The 22,181-nt window shown below is 60.6% G+C and carries 19 protein-coding genes; 11 read left to right on the top strand and 8 right to left on the bottom strand.

The features are described 5' to 3' along the window. Window positions 1-12: 12 nt before the first annotated feature. Genes DKB71_RS02540 through DKB71_RS02525 form a run of 4 tightly spaced genes read right to left on the bottom strand, consistent with a single transcriptional unit; the run spans window position 13 to window position 2,781 of the window. Window positions 13-537 carry a pilus assembly protein PilP gene (locus DKB71_RS02540; RefSeq protein WP_408599533.1) on the bottom strand — a complete coding sequence of 175 codons (525 nt, stop codon included), beginning with the start codon at window positions 535-537 and terminating at the stop codon, window positions 13-15. Next, a complete protein-coding gene (locus tag DKB71_RS02535; RefSeq protein ID WP_408599532.1) occupies window positions 537-1,157 on the bottom strand; it encodes a type 4a pilus biogenesis protein PilO in 621 nt (206 codons plus the stop codon). The genes DKB71_RS02540 and DKB71_RS02535 overlap by 1 nt, the downstream gene beginning before the upstream one ends. Further along, complete coding sequence (locus DKB71_RS02530; RefSeq protein ID WP_408599531.1) at window positions 1,154-1,720, bottom strand: PilN domain-containing protein; 567 nt, start codon at window positions 1,718-1,720, stop codon at window positions 1,154-1,156. Before DKB71_RS02530 ends, DKB71_RS02535 begins: the two co-directional genes overlap by 4 nt. Further along, on the bottom strand, window positions 1,720-2,781 hold the full coding sequence (locus tag DKB71_RS02525) for a pilus assembly protein PilM (RefSeq protein ID WP_408599530.1): 1,062 nt from the start codon (window positions 2,779-2,781) through the stop codon (window positions 1,720-1,722). The genes DKB71_RS02530 and DKB71_RS02525 overlap by 1 nt, the downstream gene beginning before the upstream one ends. A gap of 214 nt (window positions 2,782-2,995) precedes the next feature. On the opposite strand from DKB71_RS02525, the gene DKB71_RS02520 reads away from it, so the two are divergent. Then, window positions 2,996-5,437, top strand: coding sequence for a penicillin-binding protein 1A (locus DKB71_RS02520; protein WP_408599529.1), 2,442 nt, complete (start codon window positions 2,996-2,998; stop codon window positions 5,435-5,437). A 224-nt stretch (window positions 5,438-5,661) separates the two neighbouring features. Here the strand turns inward: DKB71_RS02520 and DKB71_RS02515 are convergent, their stop codons facing one another. Together DKB71_RS02515 and rpmE are read right to left on the bottom strand one after the other, a co-directional pair. Continuing rightward, on the bottom strand, window positions 5,662-6,930 hold the full coding sequence (locus DKB71_RS02515) for a malic enzyme-like NAD(P)-binding protein (RefSeq protein ID WP_323606487.1): 1,269 nt from the start codon (window positions 6,928-6,930) through the stop codon (window positions 5,662-5,664). A gap of 286 nt (window positions 6,931-7,216) precedes the next feature. Next, entirely contained in the window at window positions 7,217-7,435 is a 219-nt protein-coding gene (gene rpmE / locus DKB71_RS02510; protein WP_008047849.1) for a 50S ribosomal protein L31, read from the bottom strand. Between the two features lie 200 nt (window positions 7,436-7,635). Here rpmE and DKB71_RS02505 point away from each other — a divergent pair, with 200 nt between their 5' ends. From DKB71_RS02505 to DKB71_RS02460, 10 genes are all read left to right on the top strand, one after another. Further along, window positions 7,636-9,855, top strand: coding sequence for a primosomal protein N' (locus DKB71_RS02505; RefSeq protein WP_408599528.1), 2,220 nt, complete (start codon window positions 7,636-7,638; stop codon window positions 9,853-9,855). Window positions 9,856-10,093: 238 nt separating this feature from the next. Then, entirely contained in the window at window positions 10,094-11,830 is a 1,737-nt protein-coding gene (gene argS, locus DKB71_RS02500) for an arginine--tRNA ligase (protein ID WP_323626172.1), read from the top strand. A 1-nt stretch (window position 11,831) separates the two neighbouring features. Next, a complete protein-coding gene (locus tag DKB71_RS02495) occupies window positions 11,832-12,539 on the top strand; it encodes an SPOR domain-containing protein (RefSeq protein WP_046816952.1) in 708 nt (235 codons plus the stop codon). 226 nt (window positions 12,540-12,765) lie between these two features. Continuing rightward, complete coding sequence (hslV, locus tag DKB71_RS02490) at window positions 12,766-13,296, top strand: ATP-dependent protease subunit HslV (protein WP_408599527.1); 531 nt, start codon at window positions 12,766-12,768, stop codon at window positions 13,294-13,296. Between the two features lie 54 nt (window positions 13,297-13,350). Next, the gene (hslU, locus tag DKB71_RS02485; protein ID WP_274076104.1) at window positions 13,351-14,688 is read left to right on the top strand and encodes an HslU--HslV peptidase ATPase subunit; all 1,338 of its coding nucleotides are present in this window, start codon (window positions 13,351-13,353) and stop codon (window positions 14,686-14,688) included. A gap of 154 nt (window positions 14,689-14,842) precedes the next feature. Then, complete coding sequence (locus DKB71_RS02480; RefSeq protein ID WP_046816950.1) at window positions 14,843-15,220, top strand: gamma-butyrobetaine hydroxylase-like domain-containing protein; 378 nt, start codon at window positions 14,843-14,845, stop codon at window positions 15,218-15,220. A gap of 256 nt (window positions 15,221-15,476) precedes the next feature. Further along, complete coding sequence (phaC, locus tag DKB71_RS02475; protein ID WP_274076105.1) at window positions 15,477-17,156, top strand: class II poly(R)-hydroxyalkanoic acid synthase; 1,680 nt, start codon at window positions 15,477-15,479, stop codon at window positions 17,154-17,156. Window positions 17,157-17,297: 141 nt separating this feature from the next. Beyond that, window positions 17,298-18,149 (top strand): poly(3-hydroxyalkanoate) depolymerase, encoded by an 852-nt coding sequence (phaZ, locus tag DKB71_RS02470; RefSeq protein WP_274076106.1) that lies wholly within the window; start codon window positions 17,298-17,300, stop codon window positions 18,147-18,149. A gap of 129 nt (window positions 18,150-18,278) precedes the next feature. Next, entirely contained in the window at window positions 18,279-19,961 is a 1,683-nt protein-coding gene (phaC, locus tag DKB71_RS02465) for a class II poly(R)-hydroxyalkanoic acid synthase (protein ID WP_274076107.1), read from the top strand. Between the two features lie 57 nt (window positions 19,962-20,018). Continuing rightward, a complete protein-coding gene (locus DKB71_RS02460; protein ID WP_274076108.1) occupies window positions 20,019-20,639 on the top strand; it encodes a TetR/AcrR family transcriptional regulator in 621 nt (206 codons plus the stop codon). 88 nt (window positions 20,640-20,727) lie between these two features. Here the strand turns inward: DKB71_RS02460 and DKB71_RS02455 are convergent, their stop codons facing one another. Both DKB71_RS02455 and DKB71_RS02450 read right to left on the bottom strand, forming a co-directional pair. After that, window positions 20,728-21,567 (bottom strand): phasin family protein, encoded by an 840-nt coding sequence (locus DKB71_RS02455; protein ID WP_408599526.1) that lies wholly within the window; start codon window positions 21,565-21,567, stop codon window positions 20,728-20,730. Window positions 21,568-21,577: 10 nt separating this feature from the next. Next, a complete protein-coding gene (locus DKB71_RS02450) occupies window positions 21,578-22,000 on the bottom strand; it encodes a phasin family protein (RefSeq protein ID WP_274076110.1) in 423 nt (140 codons plus the stop codon). Window positions 22,001-22,181: the final 181 nt, after the last annotated feature.

Here is a 22,181-nt window from a genome sequence, read left to right as displayed (position 1 = left end):
GTACGGGTTCCACTATGAATGCTCTTTCAAAGGAAGGGTCCGCGGTCGCTCCAGCCAGGCACCTTCGCCGTCGGGAACGATTTCCACCACATCGACTTGCGAACCACTGATGGCGACAATCCGGCCATCGTTACGCCCCAGGTAATCACCGACTTTCAGCCGATGCACCCCACCGGCGCCGCGCAACAGGGCAAAGGAGCCCGTGGCATTGGAGAGGGTGCCGACCATTTCAAACTGCTCGATATTGAAGCCCTCGAGGTACTGCTTTACCCGGTTGGGGTCCGGCTGGACATAACGCGCCCCCTGCTTGAATGCCAGATCGACTTTGATCTGCCGGGAAAACGGGCTGCGCAGGTTGGCGGCGTTATAGGTGAATGTGGGGTAAGACCGGAATGTCGGCGTTGGTTCAATCTTGCCCGGTGCCCGCAGGCGCATTTCGTTCATGTAGGCGTCCAGGTCACTGACATCATCGCCGCCGCCACAGCCCGCCAATACGACCATCAACATCACTGGCGAAAAACCACGAAGCCGGCTCATCATTGCAGCCCCTTGTCGTTGTAACGGTAGGTCTTGGCCAGGATGCTCATGCGTAACTTCGGACCGGCGTCGGGATTGATCGGCGCCAGGTCGAAATCATGCAGGGTGACGATACGCGGCAATCCGGCCACGCCACTGACGAAAGTGGCCAGGTCGTGATAGGCGCCGGTGACCGTGATCTGGATCGGCAACTCGATGTAGAACGGCTGGGAGACCTCCGGCAGCAGCTTGATCTCTTCGAACTCCAGGCCACTGCCCAGCCCCGTTCGCGTGATGTCTTCCAGCAAGCCGGGGACTTCGGTGTCGCTGGGCAGTTGCCGTAACAGTACGCCGAAGGAGTTTTCCATCTCCTTCATCTGCTGGGTGTAGAGCTGCAGATTCGCCGCCATGTGGGATTTGCTGGCAAATTGCTCCTTGAGGGTAGACTCCTCCTCGCGCTTGAGTTCGAGCTGATGTTCCAGCTCGCTCGTGGAAAAGTTGTAGCCGATCGACAGCACCAGTACTGCGACCACAATGCCCATCAGGATCTTGATCGCGGGCGGCCAGGAACCCATGTTGCTGCTGTCCAGCTCGGTGATGTCGATCCGGCGCAACCCTTCAATCCATTCGGACGGACTCATTCGCTGTCCTCCCCAGCCGCAGGCTGGGTCTGACGAACGGTCAACTGAAAAACATTGGCCTGGTCGAGTTGCCCCGCGGCCGTCGCCTTGACTTCAGTGAGACTGGGCGCGTCGAACCAGTCGGACTGGTCCAGGTTACGCATCAGGTCTGAAACACGGTTGTTCGATTGCGCCGCACCGGTGATGGACAAGGTCTTGCCGGCCATTTTGACTTCAGTGAAATACACGCCATCGGGCAAGGTCCGCGCCAGCTGATCAAAAATTCGCCCGCTGATCGGGCGATTGCCCTGCAGGTCCTGGATGATGCGCATACGCTCGACCAATTGCTGACGACGAGCCTTGAGATCACTGATCTGCTTGATCCGCTCGTCGACCACGGCGATCTGCTTGCCGATGTAATCGTTACGCGCAATCTGCCGCTCGATGGCGCTGCTGATGACCTGGTTGGCAATGACCAGTGCACCTGCCGATCCCGCCAGCACACCCACCAACACCAGGAGAAAGCGCTTGCGCCGCTGCTCACGCCGCTCTTCGCGCCAGGGTAATAGATTGATCCGGGCCATCAGTCGAAACTCCTGAGGGCCAGCCCGCAGGCAATCATCAGCGCGGGCGCATCGCTGGCCAGGGCCGCGGCGTTGACCTTGCTGCTCAAGGTCATGTCGGCAAACGGATTGGCCACCCGGGTCGGCGTGCCCAATTGCTGCTCGATCAACTGGTCCAGACCGGACACCGACGCGGTCCCGCCCACCAGCAGTATGTGGTCGACCGCGGTGTAATGGCCCGAAGCAAAGAAGAACTGCAACGAACGCGACACTTGCTGCACCAGGGCCTCACGAAACGGCTGCAACACAACGCTGACATAATCGTCCGGCAAACCGCCCTGCTTCTTCGCCAGGCCGGCCTGCTCGACGGTCAGGCCGTATCGGCGCTGAATGTCCTCGGTGAGCTGGCGGCCACCAAACAATTGCTCGCGGGTGTAGATGATCCGCCCGTCATGCAGCACGCTCAGGGTGGTCATGGTTGCTCCAACATCGACCACCGCCACCAGTCGCCCTTGCAAGCCCCCTCCCTGGCTCTTCAGCAAGCTGAACGATCGCTCCAGGGCATAGGCCTCGACGTCGACCACACGCGCAGTCAGGCCCGCCAGGGCCAAGGCTGCCTCACGGATTTCGACGTTTTCCTTGCGACAGGCGGCCAGCAACACGTTGACCCGCTCAGGATTGCGCACTGACGCGCCCTGGACTTCGAAATCGATGGCCACTTCGTCCAGCGGATAAGGAATGTACTGATCGGCCTCGATCTTCAGCTGGTCTTCCATCTCGTCGTCGCAAAGGCCGGCATCCATCTCGATGGTCTTGGTGATCACCGCCGAACCGGCCACGGCCACGGCAACGCCCTTGAGACTGGTGCGAGCCTTGGCCAGCACACGCGTCAAGGCCTGGCCCACGCCATCGAGCTCGGCGATATTTTTCTCGATGACCGCACTGGGGGGTAACGACTCGACCGCGTAGGCTTCGACACGATAGCCATTGCCCTGCCGGCTCAGCTCCAGCAGCTTCACCGATGTCGAGCTGATATCGATGCCCAGGAGCGACCTGGCCTTTTTATTGAAGAGTCCTGGCACTACCAAATTCCCTATGACTTTCCGTGTGTTACGGACTCCATAACGGGGGTTGCGTTCAAACCACCCGTCTTGACAGCAGCGCAAATAACGCCATGGACGGAAAAATGCTTATAATGCCCAGCGTTTTTTTCCGCTTTTTCTCAAGCGCGGGTCGTTCGCCTTTAGCCTGAACCCTGATGCCAAATTCATTTTTTACCCTGGATGTCCAAAAGCCTTGATTCGTCTGCTGAAATTTTTCGGTTGGTCCATCGTCGCCGTATTCTGCGGACTGCTTCTGGGTCTGAGTGGGGCGTTTCTTTACCTTAGTCCCGGATTACCGTCCGTAGAGGCACTGAGAAGCATCCAGTTGCAGATCCCTTTGCGGGTCTACAGCAGCGATAACAAGTTGATCGCAGAATTCGGCGAAATGCGCCGCACACCGATCCGTTTCGCCGACATTCCCCCCAATTTCATTAATGCGTTACTAAGTGCTGAAGACGACAACTTCGCCAACCATTACGGCGTCGATCCCAGCAGCCTGATGCGCGCTGCCACGCAACTGGTAAAAAGCGGCCATATCCAGTCCGGCGGCAGCACTATCACCATGCAGGTGGCAAAAAACTTCTTCCTGACCAGCGAACGCAGCTTCTCGCGCAAAACCACCGAGATCCTCCTGGCCCTGCAGATCGAACGACAGCTGACCAAGGACGAAATCCTCGAGCTCTACGTCAACAAGATCTATCTGGGCAACCGTGCCTACGGCATCGAAGCGGCGGCGCAGGTGTATTACGGCAAGTCGATTCGCGACATCAGCCTGGCGCAGATGGCGATGATCGCCGGCCTGCCCAAGGCCCCTTCGCGATTCAACCCGCTGGCCAACCCGGCCCGCAGCAAGGAGCGTCGCGACTGGATCCTGGGGCGCATGTACAAGCTGGGCAAGATCAGCGAAGCCGACTACACCACCGCCGTCAACGAGCCCCTGAACGCCAGCTATCACGTGCCGACGCCGGAAGTGAACGCGCCCTACATCGCCGAGATGGCCCGCGCCGAAATGGTCGGTCGCTATGGCAGCGATGCATACACCGAAGGTTTCCGCGTTATCACCACGGTGCCGAGCAACCTTCAGGAAATGGCCAACACCGCCGTCCACGAAGGCTTGATGACCTATGACCAGCGTCATGGCTATCGGGGCCCCGAGTCCCGCCTGCCGGGCAAGACGCGCGAGGCGTGGGCAACCGAACTGACCAAGCAACGCACCATCAGCGGCCTTGAACCGGCCATCGTCACCCAGGTCGACAAGAGCGGCCTGCAGGTGCTGACCCGCACCGGCAGCGAACACGTTGGCTGGGACAGCATGAAATGGGCTCGCCCGTTCCTGAACACCAACAGCATGGGCGCCAATCCGAAACAACCGTCGGACGTAGCCCAGGTCGGCGACCTGATTCGCGTGCAGCGCCAGGCGGACAACTCGCTGAAATTCAGCCAGATCCCCCAGGCCCAGGGCGCACTGGTCTCCCTTGACCCGCAAAACGGCGCCATCCGCTCGCTGGTCGGCGGTTTCGCCTTTGAGCAGAGCAACTACAACCGCGCCCTTCAGGCCAAGCGCCAGCCGGGTTCGAGCTTCAAGCCGTTCGTCTACAGCGCGGCACTGGATAACGGCTACACCGCCTCCAGCCTGGTGAACGACGCACCGATCGTGTTTGTCGACGAGTACCTGGACAAGGTCTGGCGTCCGAAAAACGATACTAACACCTTCCTCGGTCCGATCCGCCTGCGCGAAGCGCTCTACAAGTCGCGCAACCTGGTTTCGATCCGCCTGCTACAGGCGATGGGCGTTGGCAAGACCATCGACTACATCAGCCGCTTTGGCTTCAACAAGCAGGACCTGCCGCCCAACCTGTCCCTGGCCCTGGGTACCGCGACCCTGACGCCGATGGAAATCGCCACGGGCTGGAGCACCTTCGCCAACGGCGGCTACAAGATCACCCCGTACATCATCGACAAGATCGAAAGCCGCAACGGCGACACGCTGTTCGTCGCCAACCCGCCCAGCGTGCCAAAAGGCGTTGTCGCGACCGACGGTATCGCCGCACCTGCCGCCGAAGCCTTTACGGTCAATGCAACACCTGGCCAGGCGCCGGGCGAGCAATCGGCAGCGCAAACGCCTGCCGTGGCTGAGCGCATTGTCGATGGACGGACAACCTACATCCTCAACAGCATGCTAGAAGACGTGATCAAGCTCGGTACTGGCCGTCGCGCGCTGGCCCTGGGTCGTGGCGACATCGCCGGCAAGACCGGCACCACCAACGAATCCAAGGACGCCTGGTTCTCCGGCTACAACGCCGATTACGTCACCACCGTCTGGACCGGCTTCGACCAGCCCGAAAGCCTGGGTCGCAAGGAGTTTGGCGGCACCGTCGCCCTGCCGATCTGGATGAACTACATGGGCGCTGCGCTCAAAGACATGCCGCCACACACCCAGCCAGAGCCGGAAGGCATCCTCAGCCTGCGGGTAGACCCTGTCAGTGGCCGTGCAGCCACTCCAGGCACGCCAGGAGCCTACTTCGAACTGTTCAAGGTCGAAGATACGCCGCCGACGGGCAATGAGCTGGGCAACGGCAATGCGCCAGGCAGCCCGCTGCCGGCGGATGAAGCGGCACCGATCGATTTGTTCTGATCGCAGGACCCAACAGAAAGCCCCGCTCTTCTTCAGAAAGCGGGGCTTCTTTTTACCCGGGCTTCCTGTCAGACCATCGCCAGCAGGCTGGCTCCCACAGGGAACGCATTCCAATGTGGGAGCTAGCCTGCTGGCGATGGCCTGACAGACAATACAAAACCATCAGGCATAAAAAAGCCCCGACTTTCACAAGCCGGGGCTTTTGGTTGAAGCGCTACAACGACTTAGCCGTTGAACACGTCATCCACGCTTTTCAGCGGGTAGTTCTTCGGATACGGCAGGGTTGCAACGCCGGTCTCGATTGCAGCCTTGGCCACGGCATCGGAGATCACGGTGATCAGGCGGGCGTCCATTGGTTTCGGAATGATGTACTCACGACCGAATTCCAGCGCGATGCCGCCGTACGCGTCGCACACTTCCTGAGGCACTGGCAGCTTGGCCAGTTCGCGCAGGGCGTTGGCCGCAGCCACTTTCATCTCTTCGTTGATGCGCTTGGCGCGAACGTCCAGGGCGCCACGGAAGATGAACGGGAAGCCCAGGACGTTGTTGACCTGGTTCGGGTAGTCCGAACGGCCGGTGGCCATGATCACGTCGTCACGGGTGGCGTGCGCCAGCTCCGGGGAGATTTCCGGATCCGGGTTCGAGCAAGCGAACACGATCGGGTTGGCTGCCATGGACTTCAGGCCTTCCGGGCTCAGCAGGTTCGGGCCAGACAGGCCGACGAACACGTCTGCGCCTTGCAGGGCGTCTGCCAGGGTGCGCTTGTCGGTCGCGTGAGCGAAGACGGCCTTGTACTGGTTCAGGTCGTCACGGCCGGAGTGAATCACGCCGGTACGGTCGACCATGTAGATGTTTTCGATGTTGGCGCCCATGCTCACCAGCAATTTCATGCAGGAGATGGCGGCCGCACCGGCACCCAGGCAGACGATCTTGGCGTCAGCCAGGGTTTTGCCGGCGATTTCCAGGGCGTTGATCATGCCGGCCGCGGTCACGATGGCGGTGCCGTGCTGGTCGTCGTGGAATACCGGGATGTCGCACTGCTCGATCAGGGCACGTTCGATCTCAAAGCACTCAGGTGCCTTGATGTCTTCCAGGTTGATGCCACCGAAGGTGATGGAGATGCGCTTGACGGTGTCGATGAAGGCTTGCGGGCTTTCGGAGTCGACTTCGATGTCGAAAACGTCGATGCCGGCGAAGCGCTTGAACAGCACGCCCTTACCTTCCATCACTGGCTTGGAAGCCAATGGGCCGAGGTTACCCAGGCCCAGAATCGCGGTGCCATCGGAAATGACTGCAACCAGGTTGCCTTTACCGGTGTATTTGTAGGCCAGCTCAGGATCGCGGGCGATCTCGCGTACTGGTTCAGCTACGCCGGGGCTGTAGGCCAGCGACAGGTCGCGGGCGGTAGCGGTGGCCTTGGTGAGCTCGACACTCAGCTTCCCTGGACGAGGATTGGCGTGATATTCGAGAGCGGCAGTTTTCAGATCAGACATTTTGGCATTCCGCTTTTACTGTTGGACAGACTGGTCAGCGAGGATACGCGCCTAGCAAAATCCCCACAAGACTGACCGGTCACCCCTGTCAAGCGCCCGCCCCTACGACTTTGGGCCAAGAGCCACGGAACACAAGGGATAGACTGTTCACAATCCCATTGAAAAATGTCTACAATATTTTTAGATTGACCTTTGCAGCCAAATCACAGGCACAAAAAAGGCGTCCCGGGGGACGCCTTTTTCATCAGCATGGAAAAACGGTGAGGTTTTCCCAGGTTGATCGGCCTTAGGCCTTTTTCGCACCGAAAGCACCGAAACGGTCTGCGAAGCGCTGAACGCGGCCGCCAGTGTCCAGAGTCTTCTGCTTACCGGTGTAGAACGGGTGGCATTCGTTGCAAACGTCGATCGCCAGGGCTTTGCCGAAGGTCGAACGGGTTTCGAACTTGTTGCCGCAGCTGCAGGTAACAGCAACTGCTGGGTATTCTGGATGGATATCAGCTTTCATGGTGTTTTCCTCAGGCTAGCGTGCCGCCACCCAACACTATTGTTGAATACCGCACGTAATTAGGCCGCGGATTCTACCAGACAATGCCAATCACGCAAGCTGTCCCTCAAACCGGTCGTCTGCTAGGCTCCCGACCCAAAGCGCGATCCTTGTGGTTATGTGTCAAACCCTTCATTGCCTGTTAATCGAGACTCCCCCGCGTGCCCGACGCCATTCTGCGCCTCGCCTTGCCTTCGCCCCTGCGCCGCCTGTTCGACTACCGGGCGCCCGCCGGCGTGCTGCGTGCGCAGTTGCACCCCGGCATGCGCTTGCGGGTGCCGTTTGGCCGGCGGGAGATGATCGGGATCCTGGTGGAAGTCACCGACACCAGCGAAGTGCCGGCGGAAAAACTCAAGCCCGCCCTCGCACTGCTCGATGCCACGCCGCCGTTGCCGCCTGCGCTGTTCAAGCTGTGCCTGTGGACCTCGCAGTACTACCAGCACAGCCTCGGCGACACGTTGAGTTGGGCGCTGCCGGTATTGCTGCGCCAGGGCGAACTGGCCGAGGCGCGCCAGGAGCGCTTCTGGTCCGCCGCACCAGGCGCCAGCCTCGACGACCCGCGAATCGCCCGTGCCCCGCGCCAGCGCGAAGCCCTGGCAACGCTGGCCCAGCACCCCCACGGCGTCGCCCATCAGTTGCTGAGCAAGCTGATGCTAAGCAAGGACAGCCTCGATCTGTTGCTGGCCAAGGAATTGGTCCAGGTCGAAATCCGCAGGCACGCCCCCGGTGCCCGACACGAACACTGGCTGGCCCAACCCGAACTGCCACTCAACCCGGAACAGCGGGCAGCCTATGAAGCCATTCGCGCCGGGTTCGACAGTTACCACGCGTTCCTCCTCGCCGGCGTTACCGGCAGCGGCAAGACCGAAGTCTATCTGCAACTGATCCGCGAAACCCTGGAAGCCGGCAAGCAGGCGCTGGTGCTGATCCCGGAAATCAACCTCGGCCCGCAGACCCTGGCGCGCTTCGAGCAGCGTTTCAACGCGCGCATCGCGCTGATTCACTCGGCGGTCAATGATCGCGAACGCCTCGAAGCCTGGCTCGCCGCCCGCGACGGCGAAGCCGACATCATAATCGGCACCCGCTCGGCGCTGTTCACGCCGATGAAAAACCCGGGGCTGATCATCATCGACGAAGAGCACGACGGCTCCTATAAACAGCAGGAAGGCTTGCGGTACCACGCGCGCGACCTGGCGTTGGTCAGGGCTCGACAGGAAAACATCCCGATTGTCCTGGGCTCCGCCACGCCCTCCCTGGAAAGCCTGCACAACACCTACACCGGCCGCTATGGCCTGCTGCGGCTGAACGAGCGCGCTGGCGGCGCCAAGCAACCACGCTTCCTGCGCCTGGATGTGAAAAGCCGTCCACTGGACAGCGGCATTTCCGGACCCATGCAACAAGCCATCGGCCAGACACTCGCTGCCGGCCAGCAGGTGCTGGTATTCCTCAACCGCCGCGGATTTGCGCCGACCCTTCTGTGTCACGACTGCGGCTGGATGTCCGAGTGCCAACGCTGCGATGCGCGCATGACCGTCCACCAGCGCTACGGCGAGCTGCGCTGTCATCATTGCGGGTATGTCGAACGCGTGCCGCGCCAGTGCCCCAAGTGCAACAAGGTCGACTTGCGCCCCGTGGGGGCCGGTACCGAACGGGCAGAGGAACGCCTGGGGATCCTGTTCCCGGACTATCCGGTGCTGCGAGTCGACCGCGACAGCACGTCGCGCAAGGACGCCATGAACCAGTTGTTCGCGACCATCCAGAAAGGCCAGCCCTGCATCCTGGTGGGCACGCAGATGCTCGCCAAGGGCCACCACTTTCCACGGGTGACCCTGGTCTCGATCCTGGATGCCGATGGCGGGCTGTTCTCCGGCGACTTCCGCGCCAGCGAGCGCATGGCGCAACTGATTGTCCAGGTCGCCGGTCGAGCAGGCCGGGCGGAAGAGCCGGGCAAGGTGATCATCCAGACACACCTGGCCGACCATCCGCTGCTGGTGCAATTGACCGAACAGGGTTACTTCGCCTTTGCCGAGCAGGCCTTGAGCGAGCGGCGCGCGGCGGGATTGCCGCCGTTTGCGCATCTGGCGCTGCTGCGGGCCGAGGCACACAAGCCAGGGCAGGCCGAAGGCTTTCTGGATGAAGCGTGCAGCGAGGCCGAACGCCTGCTGGCCGAACAGAATCTGACCGGCATCGAACTGCTCGGGCCGGTGCCGGCGCCGATGGAACGGCGGGCCGGGCGCTATCGTGCGCAGTTGTTGTTGCAGGCTACGGCAAGGGCGCCGCTGCATCGGTTGCTTGCCAGTTGGTTGCTGGTTTTGGAGCAGATGCCGAGTGGGCGGGCGGTGCGTTGGTCGCTCGATGTGGATCCCGTCGATTTGTATTGATTTTGAGATCGCATTCGCGAGCAAGCCCGCTCCCACATGGGTTTTGTGCCTGACACATAAGGTATGAACACCGCAGATTCATTGTGGGAGCGGGCTTGCTCGCGAAGGGGCCCTAATTGTTACCACATATCCACAAGCTGCCTGCTAAGGTTGGCAAGCCCGCCCCGGCAACGGATAATGCCCAGTTTTTCCACCAGCGCACGATGCGCCGCCGCGCCAGCGGTCGAAAGAGAAGACCATGAAAGACACCATTCGCCAGCTGATCCAACAAGCCATCACCCAACTCGTCAACGAAGGTGTGTTGCCTGAAGGCCTGTCGCCGGCGATCCAGGTGGAGAACTCCCGCGACAAGAAGAACGGCGACTTCGCCAGCAACATCGCCATGATGCTGGCCAAACCGGCCGGCATGAAGCCGCGCGACCTGGCGGAAAAAATCATCGCCGCGCTGCCAGCTGACGAAAACGTCTCCAAGGCCGAAATCGCAGGTCCAGGCTTCCTGAACTTCTTCCAGAACACCGACGCCCTGGCTTCGCGCCTGGACGCCGCCCTGGCCGACGCCAACATCGGCGTGCGCAAGGCCGGCCCGGTCCAGCGCACCGTGGTCGACCTGTCGGCCCCTAACCTGGCCAAAGAAATGCACGTCGGCCACTTGCGCTCGACCATCATTGGCGACGGCGTGGCCCGCGTGCTCGAATTCCTCGGCGACGAAGTGATCCGCCAGAACCACGTCGGCGACTGGGGCACCCAGTTCGGCATGCTGATGGCGTACCTGCAGGAAAACCCGATCACCAGCGACGAGCTGTCGGACCTGGAAAACTTCTACCGCGCCGCCAAGCAACGCTTCGATGAATCCGAAGAATTCGCCGACCGCGCCCGTGGCCTGGTGGTCAAGTTGCAGGCCGGCGATGCCGATTGCCTGGCCCTGTGGACCAAGTTCAAGGACATCTCGCTGTCCCACTGCCAGAAGATCTACGAACTGCTGAACGTCAAGCTGACCATGGCCGACGTGATGGGCGAAAGCGCCTACAACGACGACCTGATCAACGTGGTCAACGACCTCAAGGCCGCCGGCATGCTGGTCGAGAGCAACGGCGCCCTGTGCGTGTTCCTCGACGAGTTCAAGAACGCCGATGGCGACCCGCTGCCGGTGATCATCGTCAAGGCCGACGGCGGCTACCTCTATGCCACCACCGACCTGGCTGCCGTGCGCTACCGCAGCGGCAAGCTCAAGGCCGACCGCGCGCTGTACTTCGTCGACCAGCGTCAGGCCCTGCACTTCCAGCAGGTGTTCGCCGTGGCCCGCAAGGCCGGTTTCGTGACCCATCCGATGGAAATGGAACACATGGGCTTCGGCACCATGAACGGCGCTGACGGCCGTCCGTTCAAGACCCGTGATGGTGGCACCGTGAAGCTGATCGACCTGCTGACCGAAGCCCAGGAACGCGCCTACACCCTGGTCAAGGACAAGAACCCTGAACTGGCTGAAGCCGACCTGCGCAACATCGCCAGGGTCGTGGGCATAGGGGCGGTGAAATATGCCGACCTGTCCAAGCACCGCACCAGCGACTACAGCTTCAACTTCGACCTGATGCTGAACTTCGAAGGCAATACCGCGCCCTACTTGCTGTACGCCTACACCCGCGTGGCTGGCGTGTTCCGCAAACTCGGCAAGGACTTCAGCGAAGTCGAAGGCCAGATCGTGCTCGAAGCAGCGCACGAACACGAACTGGCGGCAAAACTCGCGCAGTTTGGCGAAGTGCTGAACAATGTGGCCGAGAAAGGCACGCCGCACATCCTCTGCACCTACCTGTACGACGTCGCCGGCCTGTTCTCCAGCTTCTACGAGAACTGCCCGATCCTCGCCGCCGACACCCCGGCGCAAATGCAGAGCCGCCTGCGCCTCGCCGCGCTGACCGGTCGCACTCTCAAGCAAGGCCTGGAACTCTTGGGCCTGGAAACTCTGGAGCGTATGTAAGTTGGCTGCCAAGAAAAAACCTGCACCCAAGCGTGGCGCCAGCCGTTACCAAGCTCCAGCGAAGCAACCGATCCCGGGTTGGCTGTGGATGGCCATCGGCCTGACGGTCGGTGCATTCATCGTGTTCCTGATGAAACTGGAGCCGGGCAAGGGCAGCGACACGGTCAAGCGCGAGAAGGTGGAACAGCAACAGAAAGCCACCAAGATCGCCGAGGCCAACAAGACCCCGCCGAGCCCGACGCAACCGGTGAAGCCGAAATACGACTTCTACACTTTGCTGCCGGAATCGGAAGTCATCGTGCCGCCGGACGCCGTACCGGAGAAAACCCTGCCGACGCCGCAAGTGCCTGCGATTCCGACGACACCGGTTACACCGGCGGAAGCGGCGAAGATCGATACGGCGCGCGCCCAGGCTGCTTTGTCCGGGATTACCCCGCCACCTGCGCCACCGGTCAAGGCTGCGCCGGTGACGAAGTTTTTCCTGCAGGCGGGCTCGTTCCGCAAAGAGACTGATGCGGACAAGGTTCGCGCGCAGATCATTCTGCTGGGGCAGGCTGTGGCGGTTGAATCCGGCACGGTGAAGGACGAGACCTGGTATCGGGTGCTGGTTGGACCGTTCAGCAATCGTGAGCAACTGACCACTGCGCAGAAACAATTGGCGGGCGCAGGCTTCAGCAATTTGTTGTTACAACAACGCCAGAGTCGCTGATTCCGTCAGAATTACCGCGTTATCGTTCTTCGCGAGCAAGCCCGCTCCCACATTCGACCGCATTCCAATGTGGGGCTTGCTCGCGAAGACCGTCAGCCCCGGCAACTCAGCCCCATCTGATTCACACCGCCCGTCCCCTCTCCCGCCCCACAGTTGAAATCCACTCCACCACCCCCATATGAATGGGCATAAGGCATTTTCGCCCCGCAGCGTGGAGACTCTTCCCTTGACCACCATCGTTTCAGTTCGCCGCCACGGCAAAGTCGTCATGGGCGGCGACGGCCAGGTTTCCCTTGGCAATACCGTGATGAAAGGCAACGCGAAAAAAGTTCGTCGCCTGTACCACGGCCAGGTCATTGCCGGTTTTGCCGGCGCCACCGCTGACGCCTTTACCCTCTTCGAACGCTTCGAGGGCCAGCTTGAAAAGCACCAGGGTCACCTGGTACGCGCCGCTGTCGAGCTCGCCAAGGAATGGCGCACCGACCGCACCCTGAGCCGCCTGGAAGCCATGCTCGCGGTCGCCAACAAAGACGCCTCCCTGATCATCACCGGCAACGGCGACGTGGTCGAGCCTGAAAACGGCCTGATCGCCATGGGTTCCGGTGGCGCCTACGCCCAGGCGGCCGCCAGCGCACTGCTGAAAAAAACCGACCTGTCGGCCCGGGAAATCGTCGAAACCGCACTCGGCATTGCCGGCGACATCTGTGTATTCACCAACCACACCCAGACCATTGAGGAGCAGGACTGCGCCGAGTAAGCCTGATTCGGCCCCGTGCCACGGCTCATTCTTGCTTGAGGTCCTTTGAATATTATGTCCATGACTCCCCGTGAAATCGTCCACGAACTCAATCGCCACATCATCGGCCAGGACGATGCCAAGCGCGCCGTCGCCATTGCCCTGCGCAACCGCTGGCGCCGCATGCAGCTGCCAGAAGAGCTGCGCGTTGAAGTAACGCCAAAGAACATCCTGATGATCGGCCCGACCGGTGTCGGTAAAACCGAGATCGCTCGTCGCCTGGCCAAACTGGCCAACGCGCCGTTCATCAAGGTCGAAGCGACCAAGTTCACCGAGGTCGGCTATGTCGGCCGTGACGTCGAATCGATCATTCGTGACCTGGCCGATGCCGCGATCAAGCTGCTGCGCGAGCAGGAAATCGTCAAGGTTCGCCACCGCGCCGAAGACGCCGCCGAAGAGCGCATCCTTGATGCCCTGCTGCCACCGGCACGCATGGGCTTCAGCAACGACGATACCCCGTCTGCCGATTCCAATACCCGCCAGTTGTTCCGCAAGCGCCTGCGCGAGGGTCAGCTGGATGACAAGGAGATCGAGATCGAAGTCGCCGAAATGGCCGGCGTCGATATTTCCGCGCCACCGGGCATGGAAGAAATGACCAACCAGCTGCAAAGCCTGTTTGCCAACATGGGCAAGGGCAAGAAAAAAGCCCGCAAGCTCAAGGTCAAGGAAGCGCTCAAGCTGGTGCGCGACGAAGAAGCCGGCCGCCTGGTCAACGATGAAGAGTTGAAGGCCAAGGCCCTGGAAGCGGTCGAGCAGCACGGCATCGTGTTCATCGACGAAATCGACAAGGTCGCCAAGCGTGGTAATTCCGGCGGCGTCGATGTGTCCCGTGAAGGCGTGCAGCGCGACCTGCTGCCGCTGATCGAAGGCTGCACCGTCAACACCAAGCTGGGCATGGTCAAGACCGACCACATCCTGTTCATCGCCTCCGGTGCCTTCCACCTGAGCAAGCCGAGCGACCTGGTGCCCGAGCTGCAAGGCCGACTGCCGATCCGCGTCGAACTCAAGGCCCTGAGCCCTGAAGATTTCGAGCGCATCCTCAGCGAGCCTCACGCCTCGCTCACCGAACAATATTGCGCGCTGCTGAAAACCGAAGGCCTGGGTATCGAGTTCCTGCCGAGCGGCATCAAGCGCATCGCCGAGATCGCCTGGCAGGTCAACGAGAAAACCGAAAACATCGGTGCCCGTCGCCTGCACACCTTGCTTGAACGCCTGCTGGAAGAAGTGTCTTTCAGTGCCGGCGACCTGGCCAGCGTGCATGACGACAAGGTGATCCAGATCGACGCCGACTACGTCAACAGCCACCTGGGCGAATTGGCGCAGAACGAAGACCTGTCCCGTTATATCCTGTAAGCCATACTTACAGCGATGACGGACCCTGTGGGAGCGGGCTTGCTCGCGAAAGCGGTCTGACAATCAACATCAATGTTGAATGTTAAGGCCCCTTCGCGAGCAAGCCCGCTCCCACATTTGAAACGGGGTCCCACACTTAATCGGACATCCGGCCATGACCCAACTCCCCACCGACATCAAGCTGCACAAAGCCTCGAAAACCCTCACGCTCAAATACGCGTCCGGCGAGGAATACACCCTGCCCGCCGAATTCCTGCGCGTGCACTCCCCTTCCGCCGAGGTCCAGGGCCACGGCAAACCCATCCTGCAATTTGGCAAGATCAACGTAGGACTGAGCAAGATAGAACCGGCCGGTCAGTACGCACTGAAACTGACCTTCGACGATGGCCACGACAGCGGCCTGTTCACCTGGGAATACCTCTACGAACTGGGGCGACGTCATGACGCACTCTGGGAGGATTATCTTGCCGAGCTCAAAGCCGCAGGAAAAACCCGCGACCCGAACGAATCCGTCGTCAAGCTGATGCTCTAGCCCGAGCCTCTTGCTCTTTAGAGGGCATTTTCTAATTTCATCTGTTTGAATGCTCGGCTTCAGGGCCGACGCTTGGCCCGCTTGCGAAAAAAATTAAACTCGGGTAACCAATGGATTGGCAAGTTCCCTGCAGTGCTCTCTGAACTAAAAAGCAGTGATGCAGAATTAACGTCACCCGAGCAGTAGTACCTGGCCGTTGCTGTGTGACTACACAGCAGGACCAAGGTACTCGTCTCAGGGCAATGGAGCGTCGTAGATGAGTGACAAGAGTAACGATGAGTTGAAGTATCAAGCCTCGGAGAACACCTTGGGGCTCAATCCTGTCGTTGGGCTGCGTGGAAAGGATCTACTGGCTTCTGCTCGAATGGTGCTCAGGCAGGCCATCAGGCAACCGGTGCACAGCGTCAAGCATGTCGCGCATTTTGGTCTTGAACTCAAGAACGTGCTGTTTGGCAAATCCGGGCTGCAACCGACCAGCGATGACCGTCGCTTCGCCGATCCGGCCTGGAGTCAGAACCCGCTCTACAAACGTTATTTGCAAACCTACCTGGCGTGGCGCAAGGAGCTCCACGCCTGGATCGACGAGAGCACCCTCAGCCCCAGCGATGTGGCGCGCGGGCACTTCGTGATCAACCTCATGACCGAAGCCATGGCGCCGACCAACACCGCGGCCAACCCGGCGGCAGTCAAACGCTTTTTCGAAACCGGCGGCAAGAGCCTGCTCGATGGTCTCTCGCACCTGGCCAAGGATCTGGTGCACAACGGCGGCATGCCGAGCCAGGTCAACATGGGTGCGTTCGAAGTCGGCAAGAGCCTGGGCGTGACCGAAGGCGCGGTAGTATTCCGCAACGATGTACTGGAACTGATCCAGTACAAGCCAATCACCGAGCAGGTACACGAGCGACCATTGCTGGTGGTGCCGCCGCAGATCAACAAGTTCTACGTGTTCGACCTGAGCCCGGACAAGAGCCTGGCGCGGTTCTGCCTGCGCAACAACATGCAGACCTTCATCGTCAGCTGGCGCAACCCGACCAAGGAACAGCGCGAGTGGGGTCTGTCGACCTACATCGAAGCCCTCAAGGAAGCGGTTGACGTCGTCACTGCGATCACCGGCAGCAAAGACGTGAACATGCTCGGGGCCTGCTCCGGCGGCATCACCTGCACCGCGCTGCTGGGCCACTACGCGGCGATTGGCGAGAACAAGGTCAATGCCCTGACCTTGCTAGTGAGCGTGCTGGACACCACCCTGGACAGCGACGTTGCCCTGTTTGTCAATGAGCAGACCCTCGAAGCCGCCAAGCGCCACTCGTACCAGGCCGGCGTACTGGAAGGCCGCGACATGGCGAAAGTCTTCGCCTGGATGCGTCCCAACGACCTGATCTGGAACTACTGGGTCAACAATTACCTGTTGGGTAACGAGCCGCCGGTGTTCGACATCCTGTTCTGGAACAACGACACCACCCGGTTGCCCGCCGCGTTCCACGGCGACCTGATCGAGCTGTTCAAAAACAACCCACTGATTCGCCCGAATGCACTGGAAGTGTGCGGTACCGCCATCGACCTCAAGCAAGTGACGGCCGACATCTTTTCCCTGGCCGGCACCAACGACCACATCACCCCGTGGCGGTCCTGCTACAAGTCGTCGCAACTGTTCGGCGGCAATGTTGAATTCGTGCTGTCGAGCAGCGGACATATCCAGAGCATCCTGAATCCGCCAGGTAATCCGAAATCCCGCTACATGACCAGCACCGAACCGGCGAGCAGTGCCGATGAATGGCAACAGAATGCCACCAAGCACACCGATTCCTGGTGGCTGCACTGGCAGGCCTGGCAGGCCCAGCGCTCGGGCGAGCTGAAAAAGTCCCCGGTAAAGCTGGGCAGCAAGGCTTACCCGGCAGGCGAGGCGGCGCCAGGTACCTACGTACACGAGCGTTAAACCCACAAACCTGTAGGAGCCGGCTTGCTGGCGATTGCATCACCACGGTGAGACTGGCAAACCGCGGTGATCGCATCGCCAGCAAGCCGGTTCCTACAGGATGTGTGTCAGGAACCAAGATCCACCCACAGGGCCAGAAGCATGCCGCAACCGTTCATATTCCGCACCGTCGACCTGGATGGCCAGACCCTCCGCACGGCGGTGCGCCCCGGCAAGCCTCACTTGACGCCCTTGCTGATTTTCAACGGCATCGGCGCCAACCTGGAGCTGGTGTTTCCATTCGTCGCAGCGCTGGACCCGGACCTGGAAGTCATCGCCTTCGACGTACCCGGTGTCGGCGGTTCGTCGACGCCGAATCTTCCCTATCGCTTTCCAAGCCTGGCGAAACTCACGGCACGCATGCTCGACTACCTCGATTACGGGCAAGTCAATGTGATCGGCGTGTCCTGGGGTGGTGCGCTTGCGCAACAGTTCGCCTTTGACTATCCGGAGCGTTGCAAGAAGCTTGTCCTGGCAGCGACGGCAGCAGGCGCGGTGATGGTGCCGGGCAAGCCGAAAGTCTTGTGGATGATGGCCAGCCCACGGCGCTACATCCAGCCCTCCCATGTGATCCGCATTGCGCCGATGATCTACGGCGGCGCGTTCCGTCGCGACCCGACGCTGGCCGCGAGCCATGCAGCGAAGGTCCGTTCGGCAGGCAAGCTCGGTTACTACTGGCAACTATTCGCCGGCTTCGGCTGGACCAGCATCCACTGGCTGCACAAGATCAATCAGCCGACCCTGGTCCTGGCCGGCGACGACGATCCGCTGATCCCGCTGATCAACATGCGCTTGCTCGCCTGGCGGATTCCCAATGCCCAGTTGCACATTATCGATGACGGCCATCTGTTCCTGATTACCCGGGCCGAAGCGGTGGCACCCATCATCATGAAGTTCCTCGAGGAGGAGCGCCTGCGTGCAGTGATGCACCCGCATCCGGCGCCACTGAGCTGATCGGCCCATTTTTTGTATAGGAAAGAGGGGGCGGCGGCACATCGCACCGCGCAACAACCCGTTACAGCGTCTATGGTGTTCTGGTTCGGTGTTTTGTATTTGGCCTGGAAGACGAAGGAGTGTTGAGTCATGCGCGATAAAACTGCGAGGGAGTCACTACCCACTCCCGCCGCGTTCATCAACGCACAAAGTGCGATTACCGGCCTGCGCGGCCGGGATCTGGTTTCGACTTTGCGCAGTGTGGCCGCCCATGGCCTGCGCAACCCCGTGCACACCGCTCGACACGCCTTGAAACTGGGTGGTCAACTGGGCCGCGTGCTGCTGGGCGATACCCTGCACCCGACCAACCCCCAGGACCGTCGTTTCGACGATCCGGCGTGGAGCCTCAACCCCTTTTACCGTCGCAGCCTGCAGGCCTACCTGAGCTGGCAGAAGCAGGTCAAAAGCTGGATCGACGACAGCAACATGAACCCGGACGACCGCGCCCGCGCGCACTTCGCGTTCGCCCTGCTCAACGATGCCGTGTCGCCGTCCAACAGCCTGCTCAATCCCCTGGCGATCAAGGAAATCTTCAACTCCGGCGGCAACAGCCTGGTGCGCGGGATCGGCCATCTGGTCGATGACCTCCTGCACAACGACGGGTTGCCCCGGCAGGTCACCAAGCACGCATTCGAGGTCGGCAAGACCGTCGCCTCCACCACCGGCGCCGTGGTGTTTCGCAACGAACTGCTGGAGCTGATCCAATACAAGCCGATGAGCGAAAAGCAGTATTCGAAACCGTTGCTGGTGGTGCCGCCACAGATCAACAAGTACTACATTTTCGACCTCAGCCCGCACAACAGCTTCGTCCAGTACGCGCTCAAGAACGGCCTGCAGACCTTCGTGATCAGCTGGCGCAATCCGGATGTGCGGCACCGCGAATGGGGCCTGTCGACTTACGTTGAAGCAGTGGAAGAAGCCATGAACGTGTGCCGGGCGATCACCGGCGCGCGCGAAGTCAACCTGATGGGCGCCTGCGCCGGCGGGCTGACCATTGCCGCTTTGCAGGGTCACTTGCAAGCCAAGCGCCAGCTGCGCCGCGTTTCCAGCGCGACCTACCTGGTGAGTCTGCTCGACAGTCAACTGGACAGCCCGGCCACGCTCTTCGCCGACGAACAGACCCTGGAAGCCGCCAAGCGCCGCTCCTACCAGAAAGGCGTCCTGGACGGCCGCGACATGGCCAAGGTGTTCGCCTGGATGCGCCCCAACGATTTGATCTGGAGCTACTTCGTCAACAACTACCTGATGGGTAAGGAGCCGCCGGCGTTCGACATTCTCTACTGGAACAACGACAACACACGCCTGCCGGCCGCCCTGCATGGTGACTTGCTGGACTTCTTCAAGCACAACCCGCTGAGCCATCCCGGTGGCCTGGAAGTGTGCGGCACCCCGATCGATTTGCAGAAGGTCAATGTCGACAGTTTCAGCGTGGCCGGCATCAACGACCACATCACACCGTGGGACGCCGTGTATCGCTCGACCCTGCTGCTCGGTGGCGAACGCCGCTTCGTCCTGTCCAACAGCGGTCATATACAGAGCATTCTCAACCCGCCGAACAATCCGAAAGCCAACTACGTCGAAGGCACAAAACTGAGCAGCGACCCCAGGGCCTGGTACTACGACGCCAAGCCCGTCGCCGGTAGCTGGTGGACGCAATGGCTGAGCTGGATTCAGGAGCGCTCGGGCGCGCAGAAAGAAACCCACATGGCCCTCGGCAATCAGAATTATCCACCGATGGAAGCGGCGCCCGGAACCTACGTACGCGTGCGCTGATGTTCAACGACCACGGCCCCTGCCGGCCGTGGCATGACCCGATCATAAGAAGACTGGATGAAAACCCGCGACCGGATCCTCGAATGTGCCCTGCAATTGTTCAACGAGAAGGGCGAACCGAATGTTTCCACCATGGAAGTCGCCAACGAAATGGGCATCAGCCCGGGCAACCTGTACTACCACTTCCACGGCAAGGAACCACTGATTCTCGGCCTGTTCGAACGTTTCCAGGCCGAACTGTCGCCATTGCTCGACCCACCGGCCGACGTCGAACTGGCCCCCGAGGATTACTGGCTGTTCCTGCACCTGATCGTCGAACGCCTGTCCCACTATCGCTTTCTGTTCCAGGACCTGTCGAACCTGGCCGGGCGCCTGCCGAAACTGGCCAAGGGCATTCGCAACCTGCTCAATGCACTCAAGCGCACCCTGGCGTCATTGCTGGCCCGATTGAAGGCCTTGGGGCAGCTGGTCAGCGACACCCAGGCGCTGGGGCAACTGGTGGAGCAAATCACCCTGACGCTGCTGTTCTCACTGGACTACCAGCGGATTCTCGGCCGCGAAGGCGAAGTGCGATTGGTGGTCTACCAGATCATGATGCTGGTGGCGCCGCATTTGTTGCCGTCGATCAAGGCGGCGACCGAGCAGATGGCGATGCAGTACCTGGAAGATCACGACTAACAAATGTGAGGCCTGTGGTGCTCAGGGAATCTTGCACAAACAAAAACGCCCGACCTTGGCAGGCCGGGCGTTTTTTTGAGCCCTGGAATCAGGACTGACTGGTTGGCGTCGATGGAGCTGGCGCGGCAGTCGGGGTCACAGCAGGGGTCGGCGCGGTAGCGGAGTTCGAGGTGCTTGCCGGCGTTACCGGGGTTGCCGGTTTGGCGGCAGCCACTGCTGGTTTGGGTGCGGCAGCTTTGGGAGCGGCCGGTTTTTTCGCTGCTGGTTTCTTCGCAGCAGCAGGTTTTGCCGCTGGCTTGGCTGCCGGTTTGGCGGCAGCGGTTTTCGCTGCAGGCTTGGCGGCGGTTTTAGCGGCTGCCGGTTTGGTCGCTGCTTTGGCGGCGGCTGGCTTGGCAGCGGCAGTTTTTGCAGCAGGTTTGGCGGCAGCGGTTTTAGCCGCAGGCTTGGCCAATGGCTTGGCTGCGGTTTTGGCGGCCGGCTTGGCTGCCGCGGTTTTCGCCGCAACAGGCGCAACCTTGGCACCGGTGAGTTTTTCGATTTGCTTGGTCAGGGTATCGACCTTGCTGTGCAGCGCCTTGACCTCATTGCGGCTTGGTACGCCCAGACGCGAAATGGCGCTGTTCAGGCGCTTGTCGAAAGCCCCTTCCAGCTCATCCCATTTGCCCATTGCGCGATCTTTCACGCCGCTGATGCGCGACTTGGCCGAAGAAGCGGAGTCCTTGGCGGCGTCGACAGTTTTGCCAACAGCGTTCTTGGTCAGCTTCTCGGCTTTCTCGCCGTCTTTAACCAGTGAGTCGAAGAGTTTGCTGCCGTCAGTGTCGATCTTCGAGTACACGCCTAAACCAGCCAGCCAGATTTTGCGGGAGTAGTCTTCGACTTTCCCGATCCACGAGCTGCCTTCTTTTTCGGTGTTCTTTTTACCAGCCATCCCGTTCTCCTTAAGATTTACGCGCGACGCGTTCGAGCAGTGCCGTCAGCTCATCGAGCTTGGCAGAGAGTGTCTCAACGTCATGTTTAGACGGAATGCCGATACGATTCAAGGTACTTGCGACACGCGAGTCAAACACTCTCTCGACTTTGTCGAGCTGAACTTCGACCTTGCCTTTGAAAGTGCTGACTTCAGTCTTGGCTTCATCGATCTCGGCATTGGCCGCTTCAAGCTTCTCGGCAACTACTTTTTTGCCTTTGGTTTCAACTGCTTGCCCAGCCTTGATCAACTCTTGAAAGTACTCGCTACCTTCTTGGCCGACCTTGGTGTAGGCACCCAGGCCTGCCAGCCAGATCCGGCGTGCATAGGATTTGACGTCACGCACAGCGGTCGCCGATGCGTCGATTTTTTTCTTCAAAATTACTTTGGCCATGGTGCACCTCACGCGCAGAAGGTTTGAGGAACTGCCCGCGAAAGTGTCGGGCTCAGGCACAAAGTAGGGAGAAAAATTAGAAACGGCACCCTAACAACTGACATAAACCTCTAGACACACCGCAATCAAAATGTGGGAGCGGGCTTGCTCGCGAAAGCGGTGTGTCATTCAACATTGATGT

The sequence above is a fragment of the Pseudomonas sp. PLMAX genome (assembly GCF_046042685.1).
Lineage (GTDB): Bacteria > Pseudomonadota > Gammaproteobacteria > Pseudomonadales > Pseudomonadaceae > Aquipseudomonas > Aquipseudomonas putida_AE.
Note: the sequence above shows the minus strand (reverse complement) of the source record. Positions and strands in the feature narration are given on the sequence as shown.